The sequence below is a fragment of the Providencia sp. genome, from assembly GCF_052096715.1.
Lineage (GTDB): Bacteria > Pseudomonadota > Gammaproteobacteria > Enterobacterales > Enterobacteriaceae > Providencia.
In genome coordinates this window covers 102,447-125,432 of sequence record NZ_JBQDNB010000011.1, presented here as the reverse complement: position 1 = coordinate 125,432, position 22,986 = coordinate 102,447, and the positions used below count along the sequence as shown (strand labels likewise).

General features: G+C 37.7%; 22 protein-coding genes, 1 other RNA gene and 1 pseudogene. 11 read left to right on the top strand and 13 right to left on the bottom strand.

The window, feature by feature from the left end:
• Window positions 1–36 precede the first annotated feature (36 nt).
• From ACTH6U_RS11070 to ACTH6U_RS11055, 4 genes are all read left to right on the top strand, one after another.
• Window positions 37–1,008: a DUF3987 domain-containing protein gene (locus tag ACTH6U_RS11070; RefSeq protein ID WP_441832201.1), complete on the top strand. Its 972-nt coding sequence runs from the start codon at window positions 37–39 to the stop codon at window positions 1,006–1,008.
• 400 nt (window positions 1,009–1,408) lie between these two features.
• The gene (locus ACTH6U_RS11065; protein ID WP_441832197.1) at window positions 1,409–1,993 is read left to right on the top strand and encodes an inovirus Gp2 family protein; all 585 of its coding nucleotides are present in this window, start codon (window positions 1,409–1,411) and stop codon (window positions 1,991–1,993) included.
• Between the two features lie 470 nt (window positions 1,994–2,463).
• Complete coding sequence (locus tag ACTH6U_RS11060; RefSeq protein WP_441832196.1) at window positions 2,464–3,048, top strand: hypothetical protein; 585 nt, start codon at window positions 2,464–2,466, stop codon at window positions 3,046–3,048.
• Between the two features lie 36 nt (window positions 3,049–3,084).
• Complete coding sequence (locus ACTH6U_RS11055; RefSeq protein WP_441832195.1) at window positions 3,085–3,687, top strand: hypothetical protein; 603 nt, start codon at window positions 3,085–3,087, stop codon at window positions 3,685–3,687.
• A gap of 187 nt (window positions 3,688–3,874) precedes the next feature.
• On the opposite strand, the pseudogene ACTH6U_RS11050 reads toward ACTH6U_RS11055, so the two are convergent.
• Both ACTH6U_RS11050 and ACTH6U_RS11045 read right to left on the bottom strand, forming a co-directional pair.
• Window positions 3,875–4,034: pseudogene (locus tag ACTH6U_RS11050) on the bottom strand (IS3 family transposase); the annotation flags it as partial.
• 155 nt (window positions 4,035–4,189) lie between these two features.
• Entirely contained in the window at window positions 4,190–4,408 is a 219-nt protein-coding gene (locus ACTH6U_RS11045) for an AlpA family phage regulatory protein (RefSeq protein WP_441832194.1), read from the bottom strand.
• Between the two features lie 159 nt (window positions 4,409–4,567).
• Between ACTH6U_RS11045 and ACTH6U_RS11040 the strand changes: the two genes are divergently transcribed.
• A complete protein-coding gene (locus tag ACTH6U_RS11040; protein ID WP_441832193.1) occupies window positions 4,568–5,803 on the top strand; it encodes a hypothetical protein in 1,236 nt (411 codons plus the stop codon).
• Window positions 5,804–6,002: 199 nt separating this feature from the next.
• Here ACTH6U_RS11040 and ACTH6U_RS11035 read toward each other — a convergent pair whose 3' ends face one another.
• The gene (locus tag ACTH6U_RS11035; RefSeq protein WP_441832192.1) at window positions 6,003–6,617 is read right to left on the bottom strand and encodes a histidine phosphatase family protein; all 615 of its coding nucleotides are present in this window, start codon (window positions 6,615–6,617) and stop codon (window positions 6,003–6,005) included.
• 271 nt (window positions 6,618–6,888) lie between these two features.
• Here ACTH6U_RS11035 and ACTH6U_RS11030 point away from each other — a divergent pair, with 271 nt between their 5' ends.
• Window positions 6,889–8,322 (top strand): IS1182 family transposase, encoded by a 1,434-nt coding sequence (locus ACTH6U_RS11030; protein WP_441832191.1) that lies wholly within the window; start codon window positions 6,889–6,891, stop codon window positions 8,320–8,322.
• Window positions 8,323–8,592: 270 nt separating this feature from the next.
• Here ACTH6U_RS11030 and ACTH6U_RS11025 read toward each other — a convergent pair whose 3' ends face one another.
• The 3 genes from ACTH6U_RS11025 to smpB all read right to left on the bottom strand — a co-directional run bounded on the left by ACTH6U_RS11025 (window position 8,593) and on the right by smpB (window position 10,911).
• A complete protein-coding gene (locus tag ACTH6U_RS11025) occupies window positions 8,593–9,834 on the bottom strand; it encodes an integrase domain-containing protein (RefSeq protein ID WP_441832190.1) in 1,242 nt (413 codons plus the stop codon).
• 182 nt (window positions 9,835–10,016) lie between these two features.
• Window positions 10,017–10,380: a transfer-messenger RNA gene (gene ssrA, locus ACTH6U_RS11020) on the bottom strand.
• A gap of 48 nt (window positions 10,381–10,428) precedes the next feature.
• Complete coding sequence (smpB, locus tag ACTH6U_RS11015; protein WP_441832189.1) at window positions 10,429–10,911, bottom strand: SsrA-binding protein SmpB; 483 nt, start codon at window positions 10,909–10,911, stop codon at window positions 10,429–10,431.
• Window positions 10,912–11,064: 153 nt separating this feature from the next.
• Here smpB and ACTH6U_RS11010 point away from each other — a divergent pair, with 153 nt between their 5' ends.
• Both ACTH6U_RS11010 and ACTH6U_RS11005 read left to right on the top strand, forming a co-directional pair.
• The gene (locus ACTH6U_RS11010; protein ID WP_336431039.1) at window positions 11,065–11,499 is read left to right on the top strand and encodes a type II toxin-antitoxin system RatA family toxin; all 435 of its coding nucleotides are present in this window, start codon (window positions 11,065–11,067) and stop codon (window positions 11,497–11,499) included.
• Entirely contained in the window at window positions 11,492–11,785 is a 294-nt protein-coding gene (locus ACTH6U_RS11005) for an RnfH family protein (protein ID WP_294110498.1), read from the top strand. The genes ACTH6U_RS11010 and ACTH6U_RS11005 overlap by 8 nt, the downstream gene beginning before the upstream one ends.
• Before the next feature lie 277 nt (window positions 11,786–12,062).
• Here ACTH6U_RS11005 and bamE read toward each other — a convergent pair whose 3' ends face one another.
• The 3 genes from bamE to nadK form a co-directional block, all read right to left on the bottom strand.
• Complete coding sequence (gene bamE / locus ACTH6U_RS11000; RefSeq protein WP_294110501.1) at window positions 12,063–12,455, bottom strand: outer membrane protein assembly factor BamE; 393 nt, start codon at window positions 12,453–12,455, stop codon at window positions 12,063–12,065.
• Between the two features lie 112 nt (window positions 12,456–12,567).
• Window positions 12,568–14,229, bottom strand: a complete 1,662-nt coding sequence (recN, locus tag ACTH6U_RS10995; RefSeq protein WP_441832188.1) for a DNA repair protein RecN — start codon at window positions 14,227–14,229, stop codon at window positions 12,568–12,570.
• 85 nt (window positions 14,230–14,314) lie between these two features.
• Complete coding sequence (gene nadK / locus ACTH6U_RS10990) at window positions 14,315–15,208, bottom strand: NAD(+) kinase (protein WP_294110690.1); 894 nt, start codon at window positions 15,206–15,208, stop codon at window positions 14,315–14,317.
• Window positions 15,209–15,315: 107 nt separating this feature from the next.
• Between nadK and grpE the strand changes: the two genes are divergently transcribed.
• Window positions 15,316–15,909, top strand: a complete 594-nt coding sequence (grpE, locus tag ACTH6U_RS10985; RefSeq protein ID WP_441832187.1) for a nucleotide exchange factor GrpE — start codon at window positions 15,316–15,318, stop codon at window positions 15,907–15,909.
• A 71-nt stretch (window positions 15,910–15,980) separates the two neighbouring features.
• Here the strand turns inward: grpE and ung are convergent, their stop codons facing one another.
• Window positions 15,981–16,661 carry a uracil-DNA glycosylase gene (gene ung / locus ACTH6U_RS10980; protein WP_294110509.1) on the bottom strand — a complete coding sequence of 227 codons (681 nt, stop codon included), beginning with the start codon at window positions 16,659–16,661 and terminating at the stop codon, window positions 15,981–15,983.
• Window positions 16,662–17,020: 359 nt separating this feature from the next.
• Here ung and grcA point away from each other — a divergent pair, with 359 nt between their 5' ends.
• Both grcA and ACTH6U_RS10970 read left to right on the top strand, forming a co-directional pair.
• On the top strand, window positions 17,021–17,404 hold the full coding sequence (grcA, locus tag ACTH6U_RS10975) for an autonomous glycyl radical cofactor GrcA (RefSeq protein ID WP_294110512.1): 384 nt from the start codon (window positions 17,021–17,023) through the stop codon (window positions 17,402–17,404).
• Between the two features lie 162 nt (window positions 17,405–17,566).
• Complete coding sequence (locus tag ACTH6U_RS10970) at window positions 17,567–19,030, top strand: ankyrin repeat domain-containing protein (RefSeq protein WP_441832186.1); 1,464 nt, start codon at window positions 17,567–17,569, stop codon at window positions 19,028–19,030.
• 23 nt (window positions 19,031–19,053) lie between these two features.
• Here the strand turns inward: ACTH6U_RS10970 and srmB are convergent, their stop codons facing one another.
• The 3 genes from srmB to hutG all read right to left on the bottom strand — a co-directional run bounded on the left by srmB (window position 19,054) and on the right by hutG (window position 22,986).
• Window positions 19,054–20,394, bottom strand: coding sequence for an ATP-dependent RNA helicase SrmB (srmB, locus tag ACTH6U_RS10965; RefSeq protein WP_434719278.1), 1,341 nt, complete (start codon window positions 20,392–20,394; stop codon window positions 19,054–19,056).
• Window positions 20,395–20,550: 156 nt separating this feature from the next.
• Window positions 20,551–21,756: a sodium/glutamate symporter gene (gene gltS / locus ACTH6U_RS10960; RefSeq protein ID WP_294110518.1), complete on the bottom strand. Its 1,206-nt coding sequence runs from the start codon at window positions 21,754–21,756 to the stop codon at window positions 20,551–20,553.
• Between the two features lie 312 nt (window positions 21,757–22,068).
• The gene (gene hutG / locus ACTH6U_RS10955; RefSeq protein WP_441832185.1) at window positions 22,069–22,986 is read right to left on the bottom strand and encodes a formimidoylglutamase; all 918 of its coding nucleotides are present in this window, start codon (window positions 22,984–22,986) and stop codon (window positions 22,069–22,071) included.

Here is a 22,986-nt window from a genome sequence, read left to right as displayed (position 1 = left end):
AACGATTGTATTGGGAAAACTCTAAAACGGTGACCAATTTTTGTTGACCACTTCACAGATGAGGGTGCTAATGTCTTAGATAGGCAAGTCATGAAGGATTTAAGCTTTATTAATTCCATGTGGGATGGTGTGAGCTTTCATGTTGACCGCAAAACAACATCAAGTTTTACGATAGAAGATGGGCGTATTACGTTATCTGTGATGGTACAGAAAAAACCGTTTGATTTATATTTAAAGAGGCAAGGAGATAAGGCGAGGGGAATTGGTTTTTTTGCGCGTTGTTTGGTTGTGAATATTGATGAAAGTTTGACGACCCAAGGTGCACGCTTTATAAAAAATAACTTTAATCTAAATATGAATATTAATTATTTTCATTGTCGAATAAATGATTTATTAGCTGATAATAATTCAAAGAAAAAAATAGATGGAAAATTATGCTTGTCATTAGAACCATCAGCTAAATATGCATGGGAACAAATTCATAATAGCATAGAGAGGCGGCTTCTACCGGAGGAAGAATATGCTAGCATGAGAGATTTCGCATCTAAATTAGCAAATAATATCGCACGTTTAGCAGCTGTATTTAGTTATTTTCTTGATGGTGATTGCGATATAAAAAAGGAATATATTGATGGTTCATCAGTTATTTGTGAATGGTATATGCAACAAGCTATTCATTTATTTGGGCATGAGGACGGGTATTATGAAGCCTTATTATTATCATGGCTACACCGTGAGTATCATCAAAGTGGTAGAGTGCGGGGTAGTATAAGATTTAATGATATTCGACGATATGGGCCAAATGCATTACGAAAAGGGAAGTTACTGGAAACCGTTATTTCAAACCTAGAAAAAGAAAATGCAGTATATATAAATTATTCGCTACGCGGTGCAAAATTTGTATATGAAGGTGAAAAGCTCAATAACAATATTTTTACAAATCATCCCGCATATTTATTTTATCCATTAGCTACTGCTGCTACTGTAGCAACTAATCGCAGATATTAATGATAAAATTGCATAAAACTAATATCAGAGTGAAATTATCACCATTATAACATTTTAATGAGTTAATAAAGGTCTATGGCTTTTATTTTTATCCAATAATTAAGTTTTACCGTGTCGGTATAGTATTATATGTATTAATGATTATATATTGTTAATATCGGTTATTTTATATATCTAATTATAGATTATAGAGTATTGCTAGCTATATTATTATAAGTATTAAATTAAGATGCTTATCTAGTGTAACTAATGAGTAAGCTATGTCTAAATGATTAATTAATGGGTTGATGTATTATATACTTCATTAGTTTTTATCATAACAAAATTGATAATAAGATAATTGATGTAATCATATACCGATACTTCCTTAAAATTAGTGCTAAGGATTATCAAATTTAAAATGCAACATTACACGTACAATGCTCAATATCAGCAAGCCTTTTCGGATGTTATTAATTATGCCGTACGAGAGTTTCCTCGTACGCTTGCTTTACGCGTGGATCTCCGTTTCCCTTCTAATTATCAATACGGTGATTCAAATAAAGAGATAACACGTTTTATCGAATCATTGAAATGTATGATTCGGGTAGACTGTACAAGAAGAAATCGGCGCTGGAAACGCAAGTATCCTAATCGTTTGCGCTATATTTGGGTTCGTGAGATTGGTGAACGTAATCACCGTAAGCATTATCATGTTCTGCTATTACTGAATAAGGATTTTTATCATTCGGTTGGCCATTATAGTTCGGATACAAGTTTAGGCGCTCTTATTCAAAAAGCATGGTGTAGTGCGTTAAAACTACTTGTAAAGCAGTACGCTAGTTTAGCTCATTTCCCTAAGAATAAATTATTTTACTTAAACCCAAATAGTTCAATTTATATCCAACAGTTGTCTGCATTACAACACCGTATGGATTACTTAGCGAAAGATCATACGAAGCGTTATCACGATGGGTATCGTTCTATTGGAATGAGCCGGAGGTAGGGGGCTGTTTTTATCTTATAGGTAAAAGGGGTTATTTACCGATCGTTATGGTATATTTTTAAATTGAAATATTTAGTAACATAGTTTATTTCTATGTGCATTAGAACTTGCTGAGCTTGTTGTGTTTAGGTGTGTTTTTTGCTCGATGATTATTCTAATATAGTTGATTTTTGGTGCTTTTATTAGAATTATATAGCGATGTTTCAACTAATTTGCGCTAAGCCACTTATCCTGCGGGGATGGGATGAATGGGGTGGGTTTACAGTCCATTCATAAGCTTTTATTACCCTTAAGGCAAATACTACCGTGTGCACTGGTTGAGATGACTTAAATTAAAAGGTAATCATCTTTACTTAACTTAAATATTTTTCAATAAAATTAGTAAAATGCAGATATTAACTTTAAATTAATTTTATTATTAATTATAATTAGAAACAATGATAACTAAATATAGGCATTTTGAGGAAGATATGGTATTTGACACGCTAAATCCATTTTATTTAAAACGTCAAGAATTATTGCAAAAAAAAGTAGTTTTATTCCAAACTCTGGATGATATTCATCATAAAATCATGTGGTATGAAAGTTTCGAATTGAAAGAAAATCTTTTTTCTCTTGATTCTTTGAATACAGAAGTGAAAGTTCAAGAAGAGAAATTAAGTTTCCTTGTAAAAAGCATGAAGAAAAAAACAAAGCGAAGTCGACAGGCGGAGTCAGCAGGAGAAATCAAGTTTTTAGAACCATTAGGTATATTTTCAACGCAGAGAATGAAATACCAAGGTTTGTATGAACGATTGAAAGAACAAGTTGTTAATTTAAATTACGATATAAAAGAATTAGTGATAGATATTGATTCCAAAAAACAAAATGTAAATGTCATTGTTAATGAGTTAAATCAGTATCATAAAACATCAATTGCTAACGAGAATGAAAATAAATTAAATTTAGAAAAGGAAATCGATAGATTAGATAAGAAGATAATTATCAATAATGAGAGACTTGAGTTTATAGAACAAATTATTTTTGAACCAAAAAATAAATTAGTTGAAATCTAAAATAAGAAGAAAAAAATAGAAAATGATATTGCACAAGTGAATGAATTAAAAATGAGGCTTGCGAATGCTCATAGCGGCTATGCGAGGAAATTGATACATGAGGAGTGCGATAATTATTTTGACTGTTCAAGTCCTAATGAAATTATTAAAAACAAAAAAAGAGAATGCGAAAGCATAAGTAGGAATATGAAAAAACTAGAGAGTAGAATAAAAGAACTAGTTAATAGTTCTATGTTTGAAATAAGCACGCTTATCATTGATGGAAATAATTTGTGCTATGAACAAAGTGACTTCATTGGCTTATTAGCATTAAAACCGTTAGTGGAGAAATTATCTGAAAAATATAAAGTAGAATTAATTTTTGATAACGGTATTCAAGGGCTATTAAATAAAACAAACATAGAAATAGCTGATTTATTTTTTGGTTTTGCTAAAGTATATATAGTCAATAATTCTAGAGCAGCAGATGAAACTATCTTAGATCAAGCAAATAGTGGCGATAGCTTTATTATTAGTAATGATAGGTTTCATGATTTCCCAGAGAAAAACGCTTATATAGAAAAGCGTATTATTAATCATGAGATTATAGGTAATAAAGTAAGAATTAGAAATTTACATATAGAGATCACCTTTAAATAAAAATAATGTGTCATTCCAGTAGATTATCTTAAAAAGGAATGACTCATGATGTAATCCTTAGATTTTTATAAAGTATTTAAAAATACGTCAAAAAAAGCTGGCATTGATTAGTAAAGATGGTATCATTCGTTAATTAAGCAATTTACTACACCTATGTTATCCCTCATATCTCCAAAATTAGATTCGTATTGGGGATATTCAGCGGCTCAGACTTTTCTCGTTTCAGGCATTTATTGGGTTTTATATGTAAGTTAACGGTATAATTCGCAATATATATGATAAACCCGCTTGTGGTTTAATCCGCAGTCATTCACACACCGAAAATACAAGAAGCATAAGGCAAAGCCTTAGCGCTGTTACTTCATATTTAAAATAGCAGTTTTTCGCATAGTACCTAATCAATTTGATTTGAACGAGGAACGGACGTTATGCAAGGGCTAACGTCCGTAATAGTTAATACTAGCTGAATAAAGCCATCCTCATTAATACCAGTACAATGTGTTCAGGTAGTAGCTATCTCACGTTGAAGAAGCCATTCATCAAGTTTTGCTTCCATCCAGCCAACGGACTGTTTTCCCAACTTCAGTTGCTTTGGAAAAGTGGGATCGTAGCGCTTTGACTTTGGGTTGAGCCAGTCATATATCGTCGATCGTTTGACGCCAATTTTAGCCATAACAGCAGGGATACGCAGAATTTTCATAGTTTGAGTGTGGGATATCATATTTTTACCTCTTTAAATTCTTACAATTCAAGTTAACGATTGATAACGGCTCTCCGTCATTTCCTACCTGAGCCGATTGGCTGGTATGCGATGGATTGTAATGTAGATTAATAGTGTCTAAAATGGGTAATATCATATTACTTTTTTTGACACTAAATTATGCCATCTTTAACACCTCTACAAAAAGCAGCATTTGATGCGATCGACACGCTTCACTTCGGTCAAGTTGTGATGCATCACATATATAAATACCCTCTCAAAGTCTGGTATTCCCATATTCTTGACCGGCTCAATGAGATACTCCAAAAAGTAGGTGTGATAGGAAAGCAGGCTGAGATAACTAAGCACTATATACTGGCTGCCCTTGAAATATATTTGTCCGTTAATGACAAATATATTTCGGATTCTTTTGAGTTCTGTGAAAAACACAATACTGACGAAAAGACTATTGATCGGGATGACTATAAGAAAGTATTCGATTACGAAAGAAATTTTAGTATTGCTATGCTTATTATACTTGCCGAAAAGAATGGTGTTGACGAAGAATTCTTCTTGCAGATAGTTAATGACGTAATAGATGATAAGGCGCTAGATTTATCATCCATGCCGTACCCTGTTTGTTGTAGACTGACTGAAGGTTGTTATGCATTTGAGTATCCTGATGCACCTCTCGGTTTTTATCGCGAATTGGTTAGCTGCGATATTATTAAATGTGAAAAGTACTCACATAATATTGATAAATATGCGAAGAAACCCAACTCAGAGCTATCGTCGCTGTTCATTCGTGCTGGTTTACTTTTTGAACTTAGGATATTGCAAAGATCGTTGCAGTCAATGATACCTATCGAGCAGGAACAAAAAATTGATATCCTAAACTTTGATTTAAAGATGCCCCGCATAGACCGTAAAAATCTTGCCGATTACTATAAAAGGCTTATTGATGTAAACTTATTAGGGGAAAACCCAAATACATTTATAACTTTTAAATGTAAAGAACATGTTTCGAAAAAAGGTGCTGAAGATTTACTTAAAAGTATGAGCAAGCTTTATTTTCATAAAAGAATGTTTGGGGGCTCACAGGCAAGATGGCTAGGAACCTTAGGGGCCTTTGATATTGAAGCTAGTCTTTGTAAAGAGCCGAATAAGGCGATTTATTATGAGCTTGATAACAGTTTTACAATTTCAGAGAAAATCGAATTAAAGTTTTTGGATCATGGATTTAGTGTGGCGGCAAGAACTTTATATTTGCGACATAAAGAAATTAGAAAAAAAGGTTACCCTAAAATCAATTACTATTATCACTTACTGCTGTATAATTTGCACTCTCCTTGGTATCTTACTGGGGATTTTTATGATGATTTAGTTCTTAAATGTAAAGAAGATAAAAATGAATAGAGGACTTGTTTATTGATGTGACTGTCAAATAGGCTATATGATGGTGATAATTTATATACTCGCTATTCAAGCATCTTGACCTCTGGCTGGGGGCTCGCAAGAACCCAAGCGACTTTGGCTCTGGCGAATTTAGGCTTTGAGCGAAGAGCGGACATCGTGTTTACGGTAAGATCGCTGAACTCAAATGACCACTAAAAACCTATCGTTCAAGTAGGTGTGTGGCAATTCCCCACCTGAGCGCAATGCATTTTCCATCCAAAAAATCGAAAACGGAGTAACTCGCATTGGGGTGAGCGTACCGGGAAAAGTTATCGATAGTCCCTTCTTTAAGTATTGCCAGCCCCCCCTGACTGACATGCCCATGCGAGACGATACATACGCACTGATGTTCTTTGGTGCCTTGCAGGTTTTGTAAGAAACTTATTACTCGTTGAGTTGCCTGTGCTAATGACTCTCCCTCTGGCGGACAATACTCTGCATCAAGTTTGAATAACGCATTTGCATCGTTCGGATGGTGTTGCAGGAGCTGTGCCGTTAACATGCCTTCAAACTGACCAAATGCCTGTTCTTTAAGGGCAGTTTCAGCTACCAATGAGCAACCAAAGCACTCAGATAGGCTCTGTCCCATTTGCCAGGTACGACCAAGTGGAGAAGCGTAAACACGTTCAACCTGATAATCACTTGCGGCAAATGCTGCCAGTAAGGCTGATGTTTGGCGCTCCCCTCGGTGGGTCAACGTACTATCGCTCTGCCCCTGAATAACGCCTCTCACATTCCACTCTGTTTCAGCGTGTCGAACAAAAATCACTTTCATCGTTAGTGCACCATGCATGTTGTTGATTTAAATGTCTTGGACCAAACATACCAGCCTACTGTAGCGGAATGCAAACTGGGATGGCCTGTCTCACGAGGGATGCATCGAACGTAGATAATGTCAGCTCTTGGCACAGGCTGTGTAAAAACTATTGATCACCTTTTGGTCTAAGTGCGATGTACTTATGATCAATTGGTCTTAGCTACCGATCCAATTTCAAAGCAAAGTCCAGTATCATCAGATTGGTAAGCATAATCATGGAGATTCGGACATGTCTCACCATATTACGGGTCAATCAAGGCATCAATCTACGCTCTTTCCAGAACTCATGGACGACTTTGTTAACGAAGATAATCCAGTGCGTGTTATTGATGTCTTTGTTGAACATCTCGATTTACTCGACTTAGGTTTTGAAAGCGTGAATCCCAAGTCAACTGGCCGTCCTAGTTATCACCCTGCCATGATGCTCAAGCTCTATATTTACGGTTATTTAAATCGAATTCAATCATCACGGCGGTTGGAGAAGGAATGCAACCGCAATGTTGAGTTAATGTGGCTGCTTGAGCGTTTATCTCCCGACTTCAAAACGATTGCAAACTTCAGAAAGGATAATGGCAAGGGAATTAAAAACGTTTGCCGTAAATTCGTCGAGTTATGCAGACAACTCAACATGTTTGAAGATGCCGTGTTCGCTATCGATGGGAGTAAATTCAAAGCCGTCAATAATAAATCCAAAAATTATACCCCCAGTAAAGTGCAGTTTCATATCGAGCGAGTTGAAAAAAGCATCGATAAATATTTAAGCCAGATGGATGCCAAGGATGAGAACGAAAAAGAGTCTGATCCGACCGTCGCAGCATCGAAATTAGCTTGGTTAAAGCAGCGCTTAGTTGAACTAAAAGCACTCGAAAAACAAGTTAATGGGCATCCGGACAAACAGATATCACAGACAGATCCTGATGCCCGCTTGATGAAAACACACCACATGGAAAGACAAGTCTGCTATAACGTGCAAACAGCAGTCGATACAAAGCACCATCTCATCGTTTGCCACGATATCGTCATGACAACAGACCGAGGTCAACTGACATTAGTTGCTGAGCAAGTCCAAAAGGTTTTGGGAAAGAAATCTATTACAGTGTTAGCCGACAAAGGCTACTTCAGCCGAAATGATATCAAAAATGCATACGACCAAGGTATCACAGTGAATGTACCACAAACTGATACTTCAGGTTCAAAGAGCAAAGGCATTTTTAACAAATCTCTCTTCAAGAACGACAACGACAGTGATGTATACATTTGCCCTGCAGATAAAGATTTACAAAAGCGAATGAAGGTAATGGAGAAAGGCGTCGAACTGGATGTTTACTTAAATAATTTAGCGTGCAATGAATGTTCAATCCGATCTCAATGCACGACATCAAAGAAAGAGCCGCGCCGCATAAGACGATGGGTACATGAATCGATTATTGATGATATGCAAAAACGGTTGGACGAAAATCCGGAATTCCCAGTGACAAGGAAACAGAGTGTTGAGCATCCGTTTGGCACGATAAAAATGTGGATGGGAGCGACTCACTTTTTGACTAAACGCCTCAAAAATGTGAGCACTGAAATCAGCCTTAGCGTTCTTGCTTACAACCTGAAACGTATGATGACCATACTGGGAACTGTCGGTTTGATGACAGCTATCAATCTAAACTAAGTGATAAAGTCGCTTAGTTTAACCAAAATCTGCCCCTTAACATTCAAGGCACGCTGCTTTTAAAAGGCTTCATATTACAAGTCACCAATCTTAATCAGAATATTATGAATATAATGGGGGCTATTCGGATGCTTAAATGCAACTCAAATTGGTGTTTGTTGGGTGAAATCATGATTTTTACACAGTCTGGGCACAGAGCTGACGTTTGGATGAGGTATAGCTCTGTGCCCTTATAGTCCAGTTCAAATTCAAACCGGCATACATAAGTCGTCACCCAACTAGCGATATCCCTCTTATCCCACCTTTAATAATACTTCCTCTATCTGCTTCCTCAATAAAATCAGCCCACCATTGCATCATGGGGCGTCTTTGCTCTAGGTAATCACTGCGGTTGTATGCACGTCTAACTTCATTTTTATCAACGTGGGCTAGGGCGGCTTCGATAACATCAGGAGGGAAACCCTGTTCATTGAGAGCGGTGCTGGCAATCGAACGTAGGCCGTGTGAAACAAGCACACCACCAAACCCGGCGCGTTTTAATGCAGCATTGACGGTTTGGCTGTTCATTGGTTGGGTAGGCTTGATACGGCTAGGAAAGATAAATTCACGATTACCACTTAATGGCTTCATTAGTTCTAAAATAGCTAAAGCAGCGTCAGATAGCGGAACTATATGTTCACGGTTCATCTTCATTCTGGCAGCAGGTATCTTCCATTCATTGGTCTCAAAGTTGATTTCATCCCAATGGGCTTCAGCGGCTTCGGCAGGGCGGGATATGGTAAGCAGCTGCCACATGAACAAGCATCGAGTCGATAGACTAATACTAGCTGTACGCATTGTCTGCATGAGCTTTGGTAGCTGATCAGGGGAAATACTTGGCATATTCTTTTTCTTGGGCTTTTCAAACGCTTTACCAATATTGATACTTGGTACAGCATCAATTAATCCAGTATTTTGAGCATAGATCATGACTTCGTTAATGCGCTGACAAAGGCGACGAACGGTTTCTAATGCACCTCTAGCTTGAACGGGCTGTATTGCTTGAACCAATATATGGGCTTTGATATCGGTAATACTAATATCACCAATAGCCGGAAATACATCTCGTTCAAGTGAGCGCCAAATATCCTTGCCGTAGTTTTCAGTGACGGTGGACTTCTTCACTTCCCACCAACGTTCAGCGATAAGTTGAAAGGTATTTGACTTAGCTTCTAAGGTGTTACGGACTTGCTCTTTATGGTGATCTTGTGGGTCTATCTGTTTAGCGAGCAAGGTCCTTGCTTCTAGGCGATAGCTACGTGCATCAGCAAGGCTGACGGCAGGGTAAGAGCCAAGGCTCTTTTTAGCTCGCTTTTTAGTGAGAGGGCGAATGTAGCGAAATGACCACAGCTTGCTGCCATTGGATTTAACCAATAGCTCTAATCCATCGCCATCATAGAGGACATAATCACTCTGTTTCGGCTTTGCTGTATCGATCTCTTTTACTGATAAAGGTTTGGTTTGTCTTGCCATTTTGATGTTCCATTGTTTTTAGGCACCTCAAAAACTATAAAGGTTAACGAGGTGCCTATCAAGGTGCCTAAGATGATTGGATTTAATTAGGTGACATCAGACTGCGCAGGACATAAAAAAGCCCGCAACTCATTGAGTTAGCGGGCTTTTCAGTCTTCTTTGGACGTCCTTAGAAGATAATTTGGTGGAGCTGGCGGGAGTTGAACCCGCGTCCGAAATTTCTACATCCTCGGTACTACATGCTTAGTCTAGTCTTTAAATTCATTTGCCAGCTGCGGACAGACACGCCACTAACAAACTATCCTGATTAAGTTTAACGCTGCAACCCCAGGCAAGGCATTCACGCGATCTCTTTTGGTTTTGACCTCTCTTGATCCCCGTCCTAAGAGCGGAGGCTAGGGAGAGAGGGCTCTGAGCAGGTTATTAAGCTGCTAGTGCGTAGTTTTCGTCGTTTGCGACTATTTTTTTACGGCTTTTTACGAGGCCAACCGTCCCTCGGCATGCACCTTGGGTTTCGCAAATCCCGTCGAATCCAGAATCAGCCCCAAGTTGTTGAACGCAGTATAACAGAAAATTACGCTATAAAGCTAGAGGTTAGCGATTAGAATGTTTCATTATACGTGCTTTATCTAACTGCCATTCACGATCTTTGATGTCAGAACGCTTGTCATGTGCTTTTTTACCTTTGGCTACGCCAATTTTAACTTTGCACCACGCATTTTTCCAATATAAGGAAAGTGCGATGACGGTATAACCTTCGCGGTTAACTCTACCATATAGAGTGTCTAATTCACGTTGGTTTAATAATAATTTGCGGCTACGAGTTGGATCGCAAACAACGTGCGATGATGCAACCATTAGTGGTGTAAAGTTTGCACCAAACAAATAAGCTTCACCATCTCGAAGTAAGACGTAGCTATCACTAATGTTGGCTTTGCCCGCACGTAATGATTTAACTTCCCAACCTTGTAGGGACAAACCCGCCTCGAACTCCTCTTCGATAGAATATTCGTGGCGAGCACGTTTGTTCATAGCAATTGTTGCTGAACCGGGTTTATAGGATTTTTTCTTTGTCATAGTTCAATCATTATACTTTAAGCTGAGTTGAAATAAATCTTTCTGTACTTAAATTTTTTTAATTGTGCATTTATTGCCCTATATGGGTTTTGTTTTTTGTTTAACCAATCAATAGTGGTATTATATGCGCAGTTTTTGGGGATAGGAATTGATATGCCACAGATTAGTCGCTCTGCATTGGTCCCTTTTAGTGCAGAACAAATGTATAAACTCGTTAATGATGTTATTTCATACCCTAGTTTTTTACCTGGGTGCGTGGGTAGCCGTATTATTAGCCATCATGATGATGAAATGACTGCTGCTGTCGAGGTGTCGAAAGCGGGGATCAGTAAAACGTTTGTGACCAAAAATATATTGGAAGATAATAAATGTATCCATATGCAATTGGTTGAAGGGCCTTTTAGTAAGCTCTCTGGAGGGTGGCGTTTTATCCCCCTAAGTGCAGATGCCTGTAAAATTGAGTTTCATCTTGATTTTGAATTTACTAATAAATTAATTGAACTGGCTTTTGGTAAAGTTTTTAAGGAACTTGCTAATAATATGGTTCAGGCTTTTACATTAAGAGCTAAGGATGTTTATAGTGTCTGATCTTAATATTGAGGTGGCTTACGCCTTACCCGAAAAGCAGTTTTTATTGCCTGTTAAGGTAGCCAATGGTGCAACTATTGAAGATGTAATTATTGCATCAGGTATTTTATCTCTACGTGCTGATATAGATTTAAAAAAAAATAAAGTGGGTATTTATAGTCGGCCTGCCAAATTAGGTGATTTGGTGCAAGATGGGGATAGAATTGAAATTTATCGACCGTTACTTGCAGATCCGAAAGAATTACGTCGTAAACGCGCTGAAAAATCAAAAGAAACAAAAAAATAGTTCAATTTCAAATGTGTGATTGATAAGCCGAGTTAATGCTCGGTTTTTTTGTTTTTGTGCTTTTTAAACTGAATTGATTTTTTAAAAATCAGATGGATAGACGGAAAAAGCCTAATAGACAATGGAAAACGGGACGATAACGAAAATTTTTAGTTATTAGATATTTGTAACTACCTGCAAAATGCTAATTTTAAGCTTTAACAGGTAGTTACTTGTTCAGAATACGGAAAATAGGTATAGAACAGTATCAGAAGACAGATGACATTAATGTAATGTGTTATTCAGCTGCTTTTGTTTCTGATGCTTTAATTTCTTTATTTTCCATTGATTCTTGTGCTGCAAGATTTTTTTCATTTTTGATTTCGGTAAGGATACCATTACGATCAAAATTGAGAGTTAAAGTTTCTTGCTGAACAGGATCGTGACCAAGTTCTTGGCGGAAAACATAATACCAGGTCTGAGTACCAAACGGGTCGGATAACATTGGTGTGCCCAAAGTATAAGCGACCTGTTGCTGTGTCATTCCTTTTTGGATCTTAGCAACATCTTTCGCGGTTAAGTAGTTACCTTGGTTAATGTCAGGGTGATAGACAAGACGTTCCATCATTGAACAGCCCGTAGACATTAATGCGAGTGATAGTGCAGCAGCAGTTAACAATTTATAACGCATGGATATCTCATTCCTTTTGGAGTCAGAACATCAATGATAATCGACATTGATACAATTTAAAACCTTCCTGATTGACTCTAAGACCACATGAGCGCAAAAAAGTTGTCAAAAATTAGGCTGCAAGCAATTCTTTTGCATTCGCAAGGGTGTTTTTTGTCACTGAAGAACCCGCTAAAAGTCTTGCAAGCTCTTGTAATCTAGATTTTTTATCTAGTAGTTGCATATGTGTTTCAGTTTCGATGCCATTGGTTTCTTTACTGACATAAAAATGATGATGACCGCAACCTGCAACTTGAGGTAAGTGAGTAACGCACATAACTTGGGTCGATTCGCCGAGCTCACGTAATAATTTTCCGACAATTGCTGCAGTAGGGCCACTGATCCCTACATCGACTTCGTCAAAAATAAGTGCCGGCGTATCCATTTTTTTCGCTGTGATAACTTGGATAGCGAGTGCAATTCGTGATAGTTCGCCGCCAGATGCGACTTTTGCAAGAGCTTGGTGTGGCTGTCCTGGATTAGTTGTAACATTAAATTCAACTTTACAAGCACCATCAACTTGTAATTGTTCAGGAACAAATTTGATATCGATAGTAAATTTACCATGCGGCATCGAGAGCTGATGCATACTATCAGTGATTAGATGACTTAACTCTTGTGCATACTGCAAACGAATTTGATGTAAACGTTTTGCGTACTCTAAAGCGATTTGATGATTTGTGACAACTTGTTCATTTAAAGCGACGCAGTCTTCATTTTGGTTTGCTATTAATTCTTGTTCAGCTAAAAATTGTTGAAATAACTCTGGCAATGATTCTGCGGTAACATGATGTTTACGCGCAAGACTGATTTGTTTAGATATTCGTTTTTCAAGTTCAAATAAACGATTTGGGTCTAGTTCAAACTGATCACAATAATGTTTTAATTCATCACTGACTTCACTTACTTGAATCGAGGCCTCTTCAAGCATATCGAGCAACCCTGAGAATTTTGGATTAAGTGAGATTAATTCACTTAATTCATTTTTAGCGGTATTGAGTAAGCTAATAATATTGGTGTCATCATTATCAGACAATATTTGAGTTGTACTTTGACCAATAGAAAGAAATTGTCCGTGGTTAGCGAGTTGATTGTATTCTTGTTCTATTTCTTCAAATTCACCTTGTATTGGCATGAATTCATTTAACTCTTTCAAATGATAACTAAGTAACTGTTGGCGTGATTCACGTTCCTGCATTTGTTTTTGAAAAACAGCAAGTTGTTGGCATGAATTATGCCAGTTTTGCCATGTTTTTTTCATTTGGGCTAATAAATCTTGCTGGTTTGAATATGCATCAAGTAGAAATTTTTGATGGTTGTTATCAAGCAATAACTGGTGAGCGTGTTGACCGTGAATTTGGATGAGTAGGGTGCCCAGTTCTCTTAATTGTGATAAAGGAACTGAAACGCCGTTAATAAAGCCTCTAGAGCGACCGTCAGAGGTAATAGTACGACGTAATAGGCATTCGTTGTAGTTATCAAGTTGGTGTTCTGTGAGCCAATTGGAGGCCATTTGTGCATCAGTAAGTGAAAAGCGGGCGCATAAGTCAGCACGTTGTGCGCTAGGGCGAACCATATTGGCTTCCCCGCGATTACCTAAACACAGTCCAAGAGCATCAATTGCAATAGATTTACCAGCGCCAGTCTCACCTGTAATTGTGGTCATTCCGCTGCGAAAATCAATTTCTAACTCACGAACAATAGCAAAATTATTGATAGTTAATTGGGTTAGCATCTGCGCTCTCCTGTGAAAATTCACAACTGTGTTTTCATACAGTGTAAACTGTTTTTTTATACAGTAAAGAGCCAGAGCATAAAAATTAGAAAGTTTTTTTAGCCCAACCTAACTTTGAGCTTAATGTATTGAAATAGTTATAATCTTTTGGGTGTACTAAATTAAGGCTTTTATTACTACGTTTGATAATAACTTCTTCACCATCTTGAATAGGTAACATTATTTGGCTATCACAACTCACTTCGTAATCAATATTACTTCGTATGAATTTTAAGCGAATACTACTATCGCTACTGATAACGAGTGGTCGTGATGACAGTGTATGAGGAAACATAGGGACTAAAACAATCGCATCTAAATTTGGCATTAAAATAGGCCCACCAGCTGATAAAGAATATGCGGTTGAACCTGTTGGTGTAGCAATGATGAGTCCATCAGAGCGTTGAGAGAAGGCAAATTTATCATCAATGTAAACTTCAAACTCAATCATGTGTGCGACTTTGCCTGGGTGTAAAACTATTTCGTTTATTGCACTGCTTTTACGGGCTTTTTGGTTTGGTTTTATAACTTGGGCCTCTAATAAAAAGCGTTGTTCTTCATGGTATTCCCCTTCAAGTACACGAGAAAGTTGTTGCAGGGCATTATCGGGATCAAGATCAGTTAAAAAACCTAAATTTCCACGGTTAACACCAATAACTTTGTTGTTATAACGCGATAAAATGCGAGCAGCCCCAAGCATATTACCGTCACCACCAACGACAATGACTAAATCAGCTTGTTGTCCTATTTCTGTCAGATTACCAGTATTTGCATTTTTTAAGTTCAAGTCTTTTGCAACTTGCTTATCAATAATGGCATGATAATTTTTAGATATAAGCCAATGATAGATAACTTCATGTGTTGCTAATGCTTCAGGGTGTCTCGGATGTCCGACAATACCGATTGTTTTAAAGTGTGATTGTGGTTTCGTTTTATCCATTTGCATACTTTTTTGGCCTCTCATTGTATGACTTCCCTTGAATCCCTGTTTTAGATCCCCATAATACTCTCATATATGGGATTAATGCTAAATACGCGGAGATATTCATGAGTAGTAAAGAACAAAAGATGCATGAAGAGCAAGCTTCTGAGCAAAATGAATCACAAAAAGTTCAATCAGAGCAGGAAGTCGAAGTTCAACAAGCAGCCGATTTACAAGCAGATGAACAAGCGTTAGCAGCGCGTATTGCTGAGCTTGAGCTACAATTAGAGGCTTCAAAGAAAACAGAACGTGAAGCTATGCTACGTGCTCAGGCTGAGGTTGAAAACATTCGTCGCCGCACTGAGTTAGATATTGAAAAAGCACATAAATTCGCACTTGAGAAGTTTTCAAATGAATTATTGCCAGTGATTGATAACTTAGAGCGTGCAATTGAAGCTGCGGATCATGAAAGCGAAGAATCAAAAGCCATGCTTGAAGGATTAGATTTAACGCTAAAAGCTTTTGAAAGCGCGATTGCTAAATTTGGTATCGAAGTGGTTGGTGAGACAAATGTGCCATTTAACCCTGAAGTTCACCAAGCAATGACGATGATTGAATCTCCTGATCATCAATCAGGACAAGTGATTAATGTGATGCAAAAAGGTTATACGTTAAATAGTCGTTTATTAAGACCTGCAATGGTTATTGTGTCTAAATAAGCTACGTTTTAGACAGTATAGTTAAATAGTGCAAAATGGGATGTTTCGGCATCCCATTTCACGAAATGAAGTTATTCAGAAATGACGGGTTGCCAGTCAATCGGTTTTTGGCCTTGTTGTTTTAGTAATTCGTTAGTTTGTGAAAAATGACCACAACCTAAAAAACCACGATGAGCAGAAAGTGGGGATGGATGGGGGGCTTTTAACACATGATGGCGTTTTGTATCAATGATTTGCCCTTTTTTCTGCGCATGAGCGCCCCATAATAAAAAAACAACCCCTTCAGTATGTTCATTGATCGTCGCGATAATTTTATCGGTAAATGTCTCCCATCCTAAATGGGCATGAGAGTGCGCTTTACCTTGTTCGACAGTCAAAACAGTATTTAGTAATAATACGCCTTGTTGTGCCCAACTTAATAAATAGCCATGGGTAGGGCGTTCAAAACCTATAATATCTTTTTCTAACTCTTTATACATATTGACTAATGATGGTGGCGTTTTAATTCCAGGACGAACTGAAAAAGATAAACCATGAGCTTGACCAGGACCATGATAGGGATCTTGCCCAAGAATAACGACTTTAATATCAGCTAGTTCAGTGTAGTTAAAGGCATTAAATACATCTTCTTGTGGAGGGTAAATAACTTTACCTTTTTGGCGTTCGTTAGCGACATAAGTCAATGTATCTTTTAGGTAAGTTAACTCTTTTTCAGAATTAATAAAGTTGTGCCAAGTTGGGATTGTTGACATGAAATGTCCTATCGAATTGAGTTTATGAGGATTACTTATATCGTTAAGCTTACTGGTTCATGGGAGATAGATAAAGCATTGTTAGTGGTAATTATTTGCTATGTCGTTCAAATTAATTTGAAATATTCAAAAATACTATAAAAACAGCATTTGTTAATTTTGATTTAAATCATGAAGTTGAGGTGATGCGATTGCTTGTAAAACGAAATGATTGATAAATATCAAAGAATGCAGGCTTTTTAGCTGTTATATAATAGATATAAGCACTAGCAAGACTAAATATCTAATAGATAGTTAATGTAGATAGCTAATCTAGATGACAAAATAAATTCCAATCTGATTCGGACGTGGAGGTCGATATGATTACTGGTATTCAAATTACTAAAACTGATAATGCAGCGCTACTTAACTCTTTTTGGTTACTTGATAACGAAAAAAATGAAGCACGCTGTGTGTGCGCTAAAGCGGATTATGATGAAGGCCAAATTGTTGCTAAAGATGCATTAGGTGCTTTCGAGTATCGTGAGGTTCCTTTAGAAGTTAAACCAACAGTTCGTGTCGAAGGTGGACAGCATCTAAATGTTAACGTATTAAGTCGTGAAACATTAGAAGAGGCGGTTAAAAACCCAGAAAAATATCCTCAATTAACTATTCGTGTTTCAGGTTATGCGGTTCGTTTTAATTCATTAACACCAGAACAACAACGCGATGTTATTACGCGTACTTTTACTGAAAGTATGTAATGGATATTAAGTATTAAGTTCCATAGTTAATTTGTGATAAATTATAAAGGCCATTGATACTGATGGCCTTTTTGTTTCCTTCTAATAAATTCCAATATTTCCTCTCTGTGTTATTTGTATTTCAATATTCTTCCAACTTATAACGTTTATTAGGGAGAATCTATGCTTTCAACAAAAACAAAAATGCAGAGCTATTTTGGCCAAAGTGAACTTTCACTTATCAGAGCAAGCTTACAATTATATTTACAAAATAGCTTTATAGAGCCTTGTGGTAATGAAAGTGGTCATGAACATAATCCATGGTCGAATAATATATTAAGAGATGATTTTTTTGGCCGTGATGCGCAGCATCAAGATTATATCTTAGCGCTGTTATCTCACGGGGCGTATTTTAATAACTGGAGTGCAATTAAAGGGGTTAAGCGGCTTAATCGAAAAGAGATTAAGGCACTTGGTATTGACGCTGATTTATTAAAAGATAACTCCACTGGCTTTCAAGCTAATATTTGTCGCTTTAATGATCTGTATATTATTTGTTTTGCTGGCTCTAATGATTTTGTTGATTTTTATGCAAACGTAAGACAAGGTCTTGGATATTATGAGCCTCAGTATTTTCAGGCTGTTGGTTTAACTAATATGTTATTTAATGCGGTTAAAGGTAATGTTATTTGTACGGGACATTCCCTTGGCGGTGGCCTTGCATCAATAGCCGCTTTAGCAAGCCAGTCACCTTGTATCAGCTTCAGTCCAGCGGGACTAGCTCAAAATACAGTGAAACAAATTGGAATTGATTATCAAATTGCTAAAAAAATGGCAAATGATGGGTTGATACGCTTTTATTCTGTTCAATATGATTGGCTTGATACACTTCAAAATACGTTACCAATCCCTTCTGCGTTGGGAAATCAAATTAAAATGGCTTATAGCGAACACAGCTCATGGACGGATTGGCTACCACACCGCTTGTTAACCCGAAGTTTTATTGCACATTCCATGGTGAAAGTTGCGAGGATGATGTGCAAACATAAGCCTTGGAATAGTTGGAGTGCAATAACAGGTGAATTCGAAGATAAGCTAAATACGATGTTGACAGATCTTCCGTCAGTGGAAGAACATGAAGCAACTCATTGGCAGGCTTGTTGTAAGCGTGCGATTAAACACGGTAATGTCGCTGAATTTTCTGAATTACTTAACTCGGAGTATAAGCAGTCAGATATTATATTTGCTGCAAATCAATCAGCATTAGCAATGAATAGTCAGTTCATGCAAGCTTTAATAGAATCATCACATGGCAACTTGATTAAAACATTACAATTGATGGAGCAAGAAAATATCTTACATTTAGCGGCTCGAAGTGGGCGAGTTATTCAATCGCAACTTTTATTAAATAACGGGTTGGCTATTAATACGACGGATAATTTAGGCAATACACCATTACATGATGCATTAAATAGTCATGCATTAGAGGTTGCTGAATTATTATTAGTGAGTGGTGCTGATTGGCGTATGAAAAACAATCAAGGTTATGATTGCCGCGATATTTTGGATAACCATATGTTGAAAATCGATTTATTGACACAGGAAGGGAAAGCGATGCGTGAAAAAATTATTCATATGATGAATTAAGTAACGGGCCGAAGCCCGTTTGTTTACTCTGTTTTATCGCTAGTCGTAGACGCTAAAGGATTTACTGGTGCACGACGTTTACCAATATTTTTCTTATCGCGTTGGCGTACTTTTTCTTTCTTTTTAGCTTGTTCTTCTTTTTTCTTTTCTTTACGTTTTTCTAGCACTTTTTTTGACGGCTTTGGCTTATTTAGCATCGCATCTGAAGGTGCTTTAGTTGTTGGACGTAAAGAGTCTATTACGCGAACCTTAATTGATTCATCAATATAACGACTGATTTTACCAAATAATGGGTAGTCATGCGCTTCGATTAACGAAATTGCAGTACCTTTACGACCTGCACGACCAGTACGGCCAATACGGTGTAAATAAACATCTGCAGTGCGTGGCAAATCAAAGTTAAATACATGACTGACGTTATCAATATCAAGTCCACGAGAAGCGATATCAGTGGCAACTAAAACTTTAACTTGTCCACTAACTAATCTGCGAATAGCTTCAGTCCGCTTAGCTTGAACCATTTCACCTTCAAGATAACAAGGCTCGATACCTGCGCTACGTAGCCATTGAACGACTTCATGTACACGCTCACGCTTACGAACAAATACGATAGATTTAGTGACTTCGTCTTGCTTCAATAGGTGACATAATAGTGCTGTTTTATGCTCAAGTGAGTCAGCACGGTAATGAAATTGTTGGATTTTTTTGCGTTCACGACGAGATGGGTCGGAATCAACTTCAAAAGGATTGTCTAACAGACGTTCTGCAAAGTCACGAATGGCTTCGCCTTCAAGGGTTGCAGAAAATAGCATAGTTTGCTTGCGCCAGCGAGTTTCACCTGCAATGGTTTCAACATCGTTAGCAAACCCCATGTCTAACATGCGATCAGCTTCATCAAGAATTAAGATTTCAACTGCTCTACAGTCAAAATTTTCTTCTAGAATATATTGCAGCAAGCGACCCGTTGTCGCGACAACGATATCTTGATTTTCGCTGAAAACTTCAGCGTGATTCATATAAGCGACACCACCTGTGATGGTTGCAACGTCTAGGTTGTTGTGTGCGCAAAATTCTTTGGCTTGATCTGCAACCTGCATAGCAAGTTCACGAGTTGGTGTAATAATCAGAACGCGTGGCGGTCCTGATTTCTTTCTTGGGAAATCAAGTAAATGTTGGATTGCTGGCAGCAAGAATGCTGCTGTTTTACCTGTTCCCGTTGGTGCTGAACCTAAAACATCGCGTCCATCCATTGCTGGAGGGATAGTCGCTGCCTGAATCGCAGTTGGGCGCTCATAGCCTTTATTTGCTAGCGCTTCGATCAGGGTTTCATCAAGTTCAAGTTCAGAAAAAGTGGATGCAGTCATGATATACCTCTATTTGGGGCGCTGATTATAAACAGGTTAGCAAAAATGTTCACCAGAAAAATCAACTTTGGGTGAAGTGTACCTGTTTTCAAGGGTGACTGGCAGCGATATATCGATGAATTGGTGCTTTACGAGTAAGTAAAGCACCGACTCAAATTAGCTAAGCATATTAATTAGCCATGTGTGATATGGGATACCGACTAAATCAATTAATACCGCACCACTTAATGGCACGATCATAAAGGCTTTCATAGAAACTTGTTTGTAACGTTCGCATACGGATGACATATTTGCCATCGCATTTGGTGTTGCTCCTAAGCCATGGCCCATCAAGCCTGCACACATGACAGCTGCATCATAATTCTTACCGAGTAATCTAAAGATAACGAATACAACTAATAGAATTAAAATGATAACTTGTGCAATTAAAATGGTAAATAGTGGTAGTGCGACGGTTTTGAGTTCCCATATTTTAAGTGACATCATGGCCATAGTTAAAAACAAACCTAAGGACACTTCTGAAATTAAATCAACTGACTTTTGATTAATGCGAAATAGTTCAACTTGATCATTGATATTTCTGATGACGATAGCAATGATCATTGCGCCTACATAGCTTGGCAGTGAAAAACCGGTCGCTTTGGTAAATTGCGCAGAAGCAAACTGACCAATCACCATAATGCCTAAAATAAGGGCTAACATTTTTAAAAAGGCATGTGCGTCAATCGATTCAATTTTACCGGCGATGGTTTCTGGTACTTTAATATTGGTTACATTTTCATCCGCTTTAATCTGAACTTTAAATTTCTTAATTAAAAATGTCGCTACTGGACCACCAAGTAGACTTCCTGTTATCAAGCCAAAGGTTGCTGCTGCAATAGCAGCAACAGTTGCAGATTGGACACCAAGACCTTCAGCCATACCGCCGAACGCAGCTGCACCACCATGACCACCGGTTAATGAAACACCGCCAGCCATGATCCCAATAACGGGTTCAATACCGAGAAGATGAGCAAGCGCCGCACCAAAAGTATCTTGAAAAACAACCACGAACCAACAAATAATCAGGTACATAAAAAGCAAACGTCCGCCGCTTTTTAAAATTCGAAAGCTACCATCAATGCCAATAGTCGTAAAGAAAGCCACCATCAAAAAGGTTTGTAAGCTGGTATCGAAATTGATTTCAGCCAAATTAAACGATTTTAATCCCCAAATAATTAAACTAATCAAAAAACCACCAATAACAGGTGAAGGGATGCAAAAACGTTGAAGCCATTCAATACGTTTCTTTAAATGGATGCCCATGAGTAGGCAAATGACGGTTAGGAGGAGTGTTGTTAGTGTGTCTAGGTGTAAAGTCATATCTTTCCCTTTTTTAAACTTTGTCTTTCAAGCTGTAGCTTTGTTGGCTTCATTCAGTCACGCAAGTTACATACTGATGTCTGCTTCTCGGGATCTCTTCAATTGCCGGCTAGCTGTAACTTAGAGTTTTAACTATTATTTTTCTAAATTCATTCAGGTACTTAATACAACTAAAGTGTTGCTTTGAAATTTAGAAATAAGTTTTAGCCAGTTTGATATAACGCTTTGTGCATATTATTTTTTTTTACACTCGCAGTTATATCGCTACAGATTGGAATATAAAGTTATTGGTTATTAGTCGGTTTGGTGAATTTAAAATAAAAATTGGTAAATAATGTAAGCTGCTAGTTTTGACGTGTGATTATCAATATCAAATTCAGGATTACATTCAGCGATATCTAATAGGGCAATTTTTTTACTGTCTTTAATAATCGAAAATAGCTCGTCAAAAATTTCGGTTGAAATGCCTCTTGCGGCTGGTGCACTGACGCCAGGAGCAATCGCAGCGGAGAAAACATCAAGATCAACCGTGACATAGAGATAATCGACTTGGCTTATAAACTGTTTAATTTGTTCAATAGCCTTGGCTAATAGCGAATGGGTTAATGCCTTGTCACGAATATATTGGCAACCGAGTTTATCCGCGGTATCAAATAAAATTTTAGTATTACCGTGGTCAGCTATACCTAAACATAAATAATGAAAAGGGCGCTGATGCTGTTCGCAAAGTTTTGCTGATTGCAAAAATGGTGTTCCAGAAGTGGCTTCAGATGCTGCACGTAGATCAAAGTGGGCATCAAAATTGATGATACCAATTGATTTACCAGACTCATGCTTTTCTACATAATCAAATAATCCTTGAAAGCTGGCAAATGCGACTTCATGACCACCACCTAATACAATAGGAGTTTGTTTAGTGGCTAAAATAGCGATGAGTTCATCTGATAGACGACGTTGTGCACTTTCCAAATCACCGTCATCGCAGCTAATGGTGCCTGCATCTCTAATTGCTAAGGTTTGGTGCAGAGGAAGCCCTGCAAGTTGACGGCGAATAGCATCGGGTCCTGCTTTAGCACCTTGACGGCCTTTGTTACGCCTTACGCCTTCATCAGATGCAAAGCCCACAAGGGCAAATTGGGCTGGCGTGACTTTATTGATTACTTGATGGATGCGTAAATGCGCTTGTGCTTCGCCATCTATGCGACCTTGCCATTGAAAAGGTTGTGTCAT

Bases quoted from the DNA above. Each gene is read 5' to 3' on its own strand.
- ACTH6U_RS11065 (WP_441832197.1), top strand. From the start codon at position 1,409: ATGCAACATTACACGTACAATGCTCAATATCAGCAAGCCTTTTCGGAT.
- ACTH6U_RS11060 (WP_441832196.1), top strand. From the start codon at position 2,464: ATGGTATTTGACACGCTAAATCCATTTTATTTAAAACGTCAAGAATTA.
- ACTH6U_RS11045 (WP_441832194.1), bottom strand. From the start codon at position 4,408: ATGATATCCCACACTCAAACTATGAAAATTCTGCGTATCCCTGCTGTT.
- ACTH6U_RS11040 (WP_441832193.1), top strand. From the start codon at position 4,568: ATGCCATCTTTAACACCTCTACAAAAAGCAGCATTTGATGCGATCGAC.
- ACTH6U_RS11035 (WP_441832192.1), bottom strand. From the start codon at position 6,617: ATGAAAGTGATTTTTGTTCGACACGCTGAAACAGAGTGGAATGTGAGA.
- ACTH6U_RS11030 (WP_441832191.1), top strand. From the start codon at position 6,889: ATGTCTCACCATATTACGGGTCAATCAAGGCATCAATCTACGCTCTTT.
- ACTH6U_RS11025 (WP_441832190.1), bottom strand. From the start codon at position 9,834: ATGGCAAGACAAACCAAACCTTTATCAGTAAAAGAGATCGATACAGCA.
- smpB (WP_441832189.1), bottom strand. From the start codon at position 10,911: ATGACAAAGAAAAAATCCTATAAACCCGGTTCAGCAACAATTGCTATG.
- ACTH6U_RS11010 (WP_336431039.1), top strand. From the start codon at position 11,065: ATGCCACAGATTAGTCGCTCTGCATTGGTCCCTTTTAGTGCAGAACAA.
- bamE (WP_294110501.1), bottom strand. From the start codon at position 12,455: ATGCGTTATAAATTGTTAACTGCTGCTGCACTATCACTCGCATTAATG.
- recN (WP_441832188.1), bottom strand. From the start codon at position 14,229: ATGCTAACCCAATTAACTATCAATAATTTTGCTATTGTTCGTGAGTTA.
- nadK (WP_294110690.1), bottom strand. From the start codon at position 15,208: ATGGATAAAACGAAACCACAATCACACTTTAAAACAATCGGTATTGTC.
- grpE (WP_441832187.1), top strand. From the start codon at position 15,316: ATGAGTAGTAAAGAACAAAAGATGCATGAAGAGCAAGCTTCTGAGCAA.
- ung (WP_294110509.1), bottom strand. From the start codon at position 16,661: ATGTCAACAATCCCAACTTGGCACAACTTTATTAATTCTGAAAAAGAG.
- grcA (WP_294110512.1), top strand. From the start codon at position 17,021: ATGATTACTGGTATTCAAATTACTAAAACTGATAATGCAGCGCTACTT.
- ACTH6U_RS10970 (WP_441832186.1), top strand. From the start codon at position 17,567: ATGCTTTCAACAAAAACAAAAATGCAGAGCTATTTTGGCCAAAGTGAA.
- srmB (WP_434719278.1), bottom strand. From the start codon at position 20,394: ATGACTGCATCCACTTTTTCTGAACTTGAACTTGATGAAACCCTGATC.
- gltS (WP_294110518.1), bottom strand. From the start codon at position 21,756: ATGACTTTACACCTAGACACACTAACAACACTCCTCCTAACCGTCATT.
- hutG (WP_441832185.1), bottom strand. From the start codon at position 22,986: ATGACACAACCTTTTCAATGGCAAGGTCGCATAGATGGCGAAGCACAA.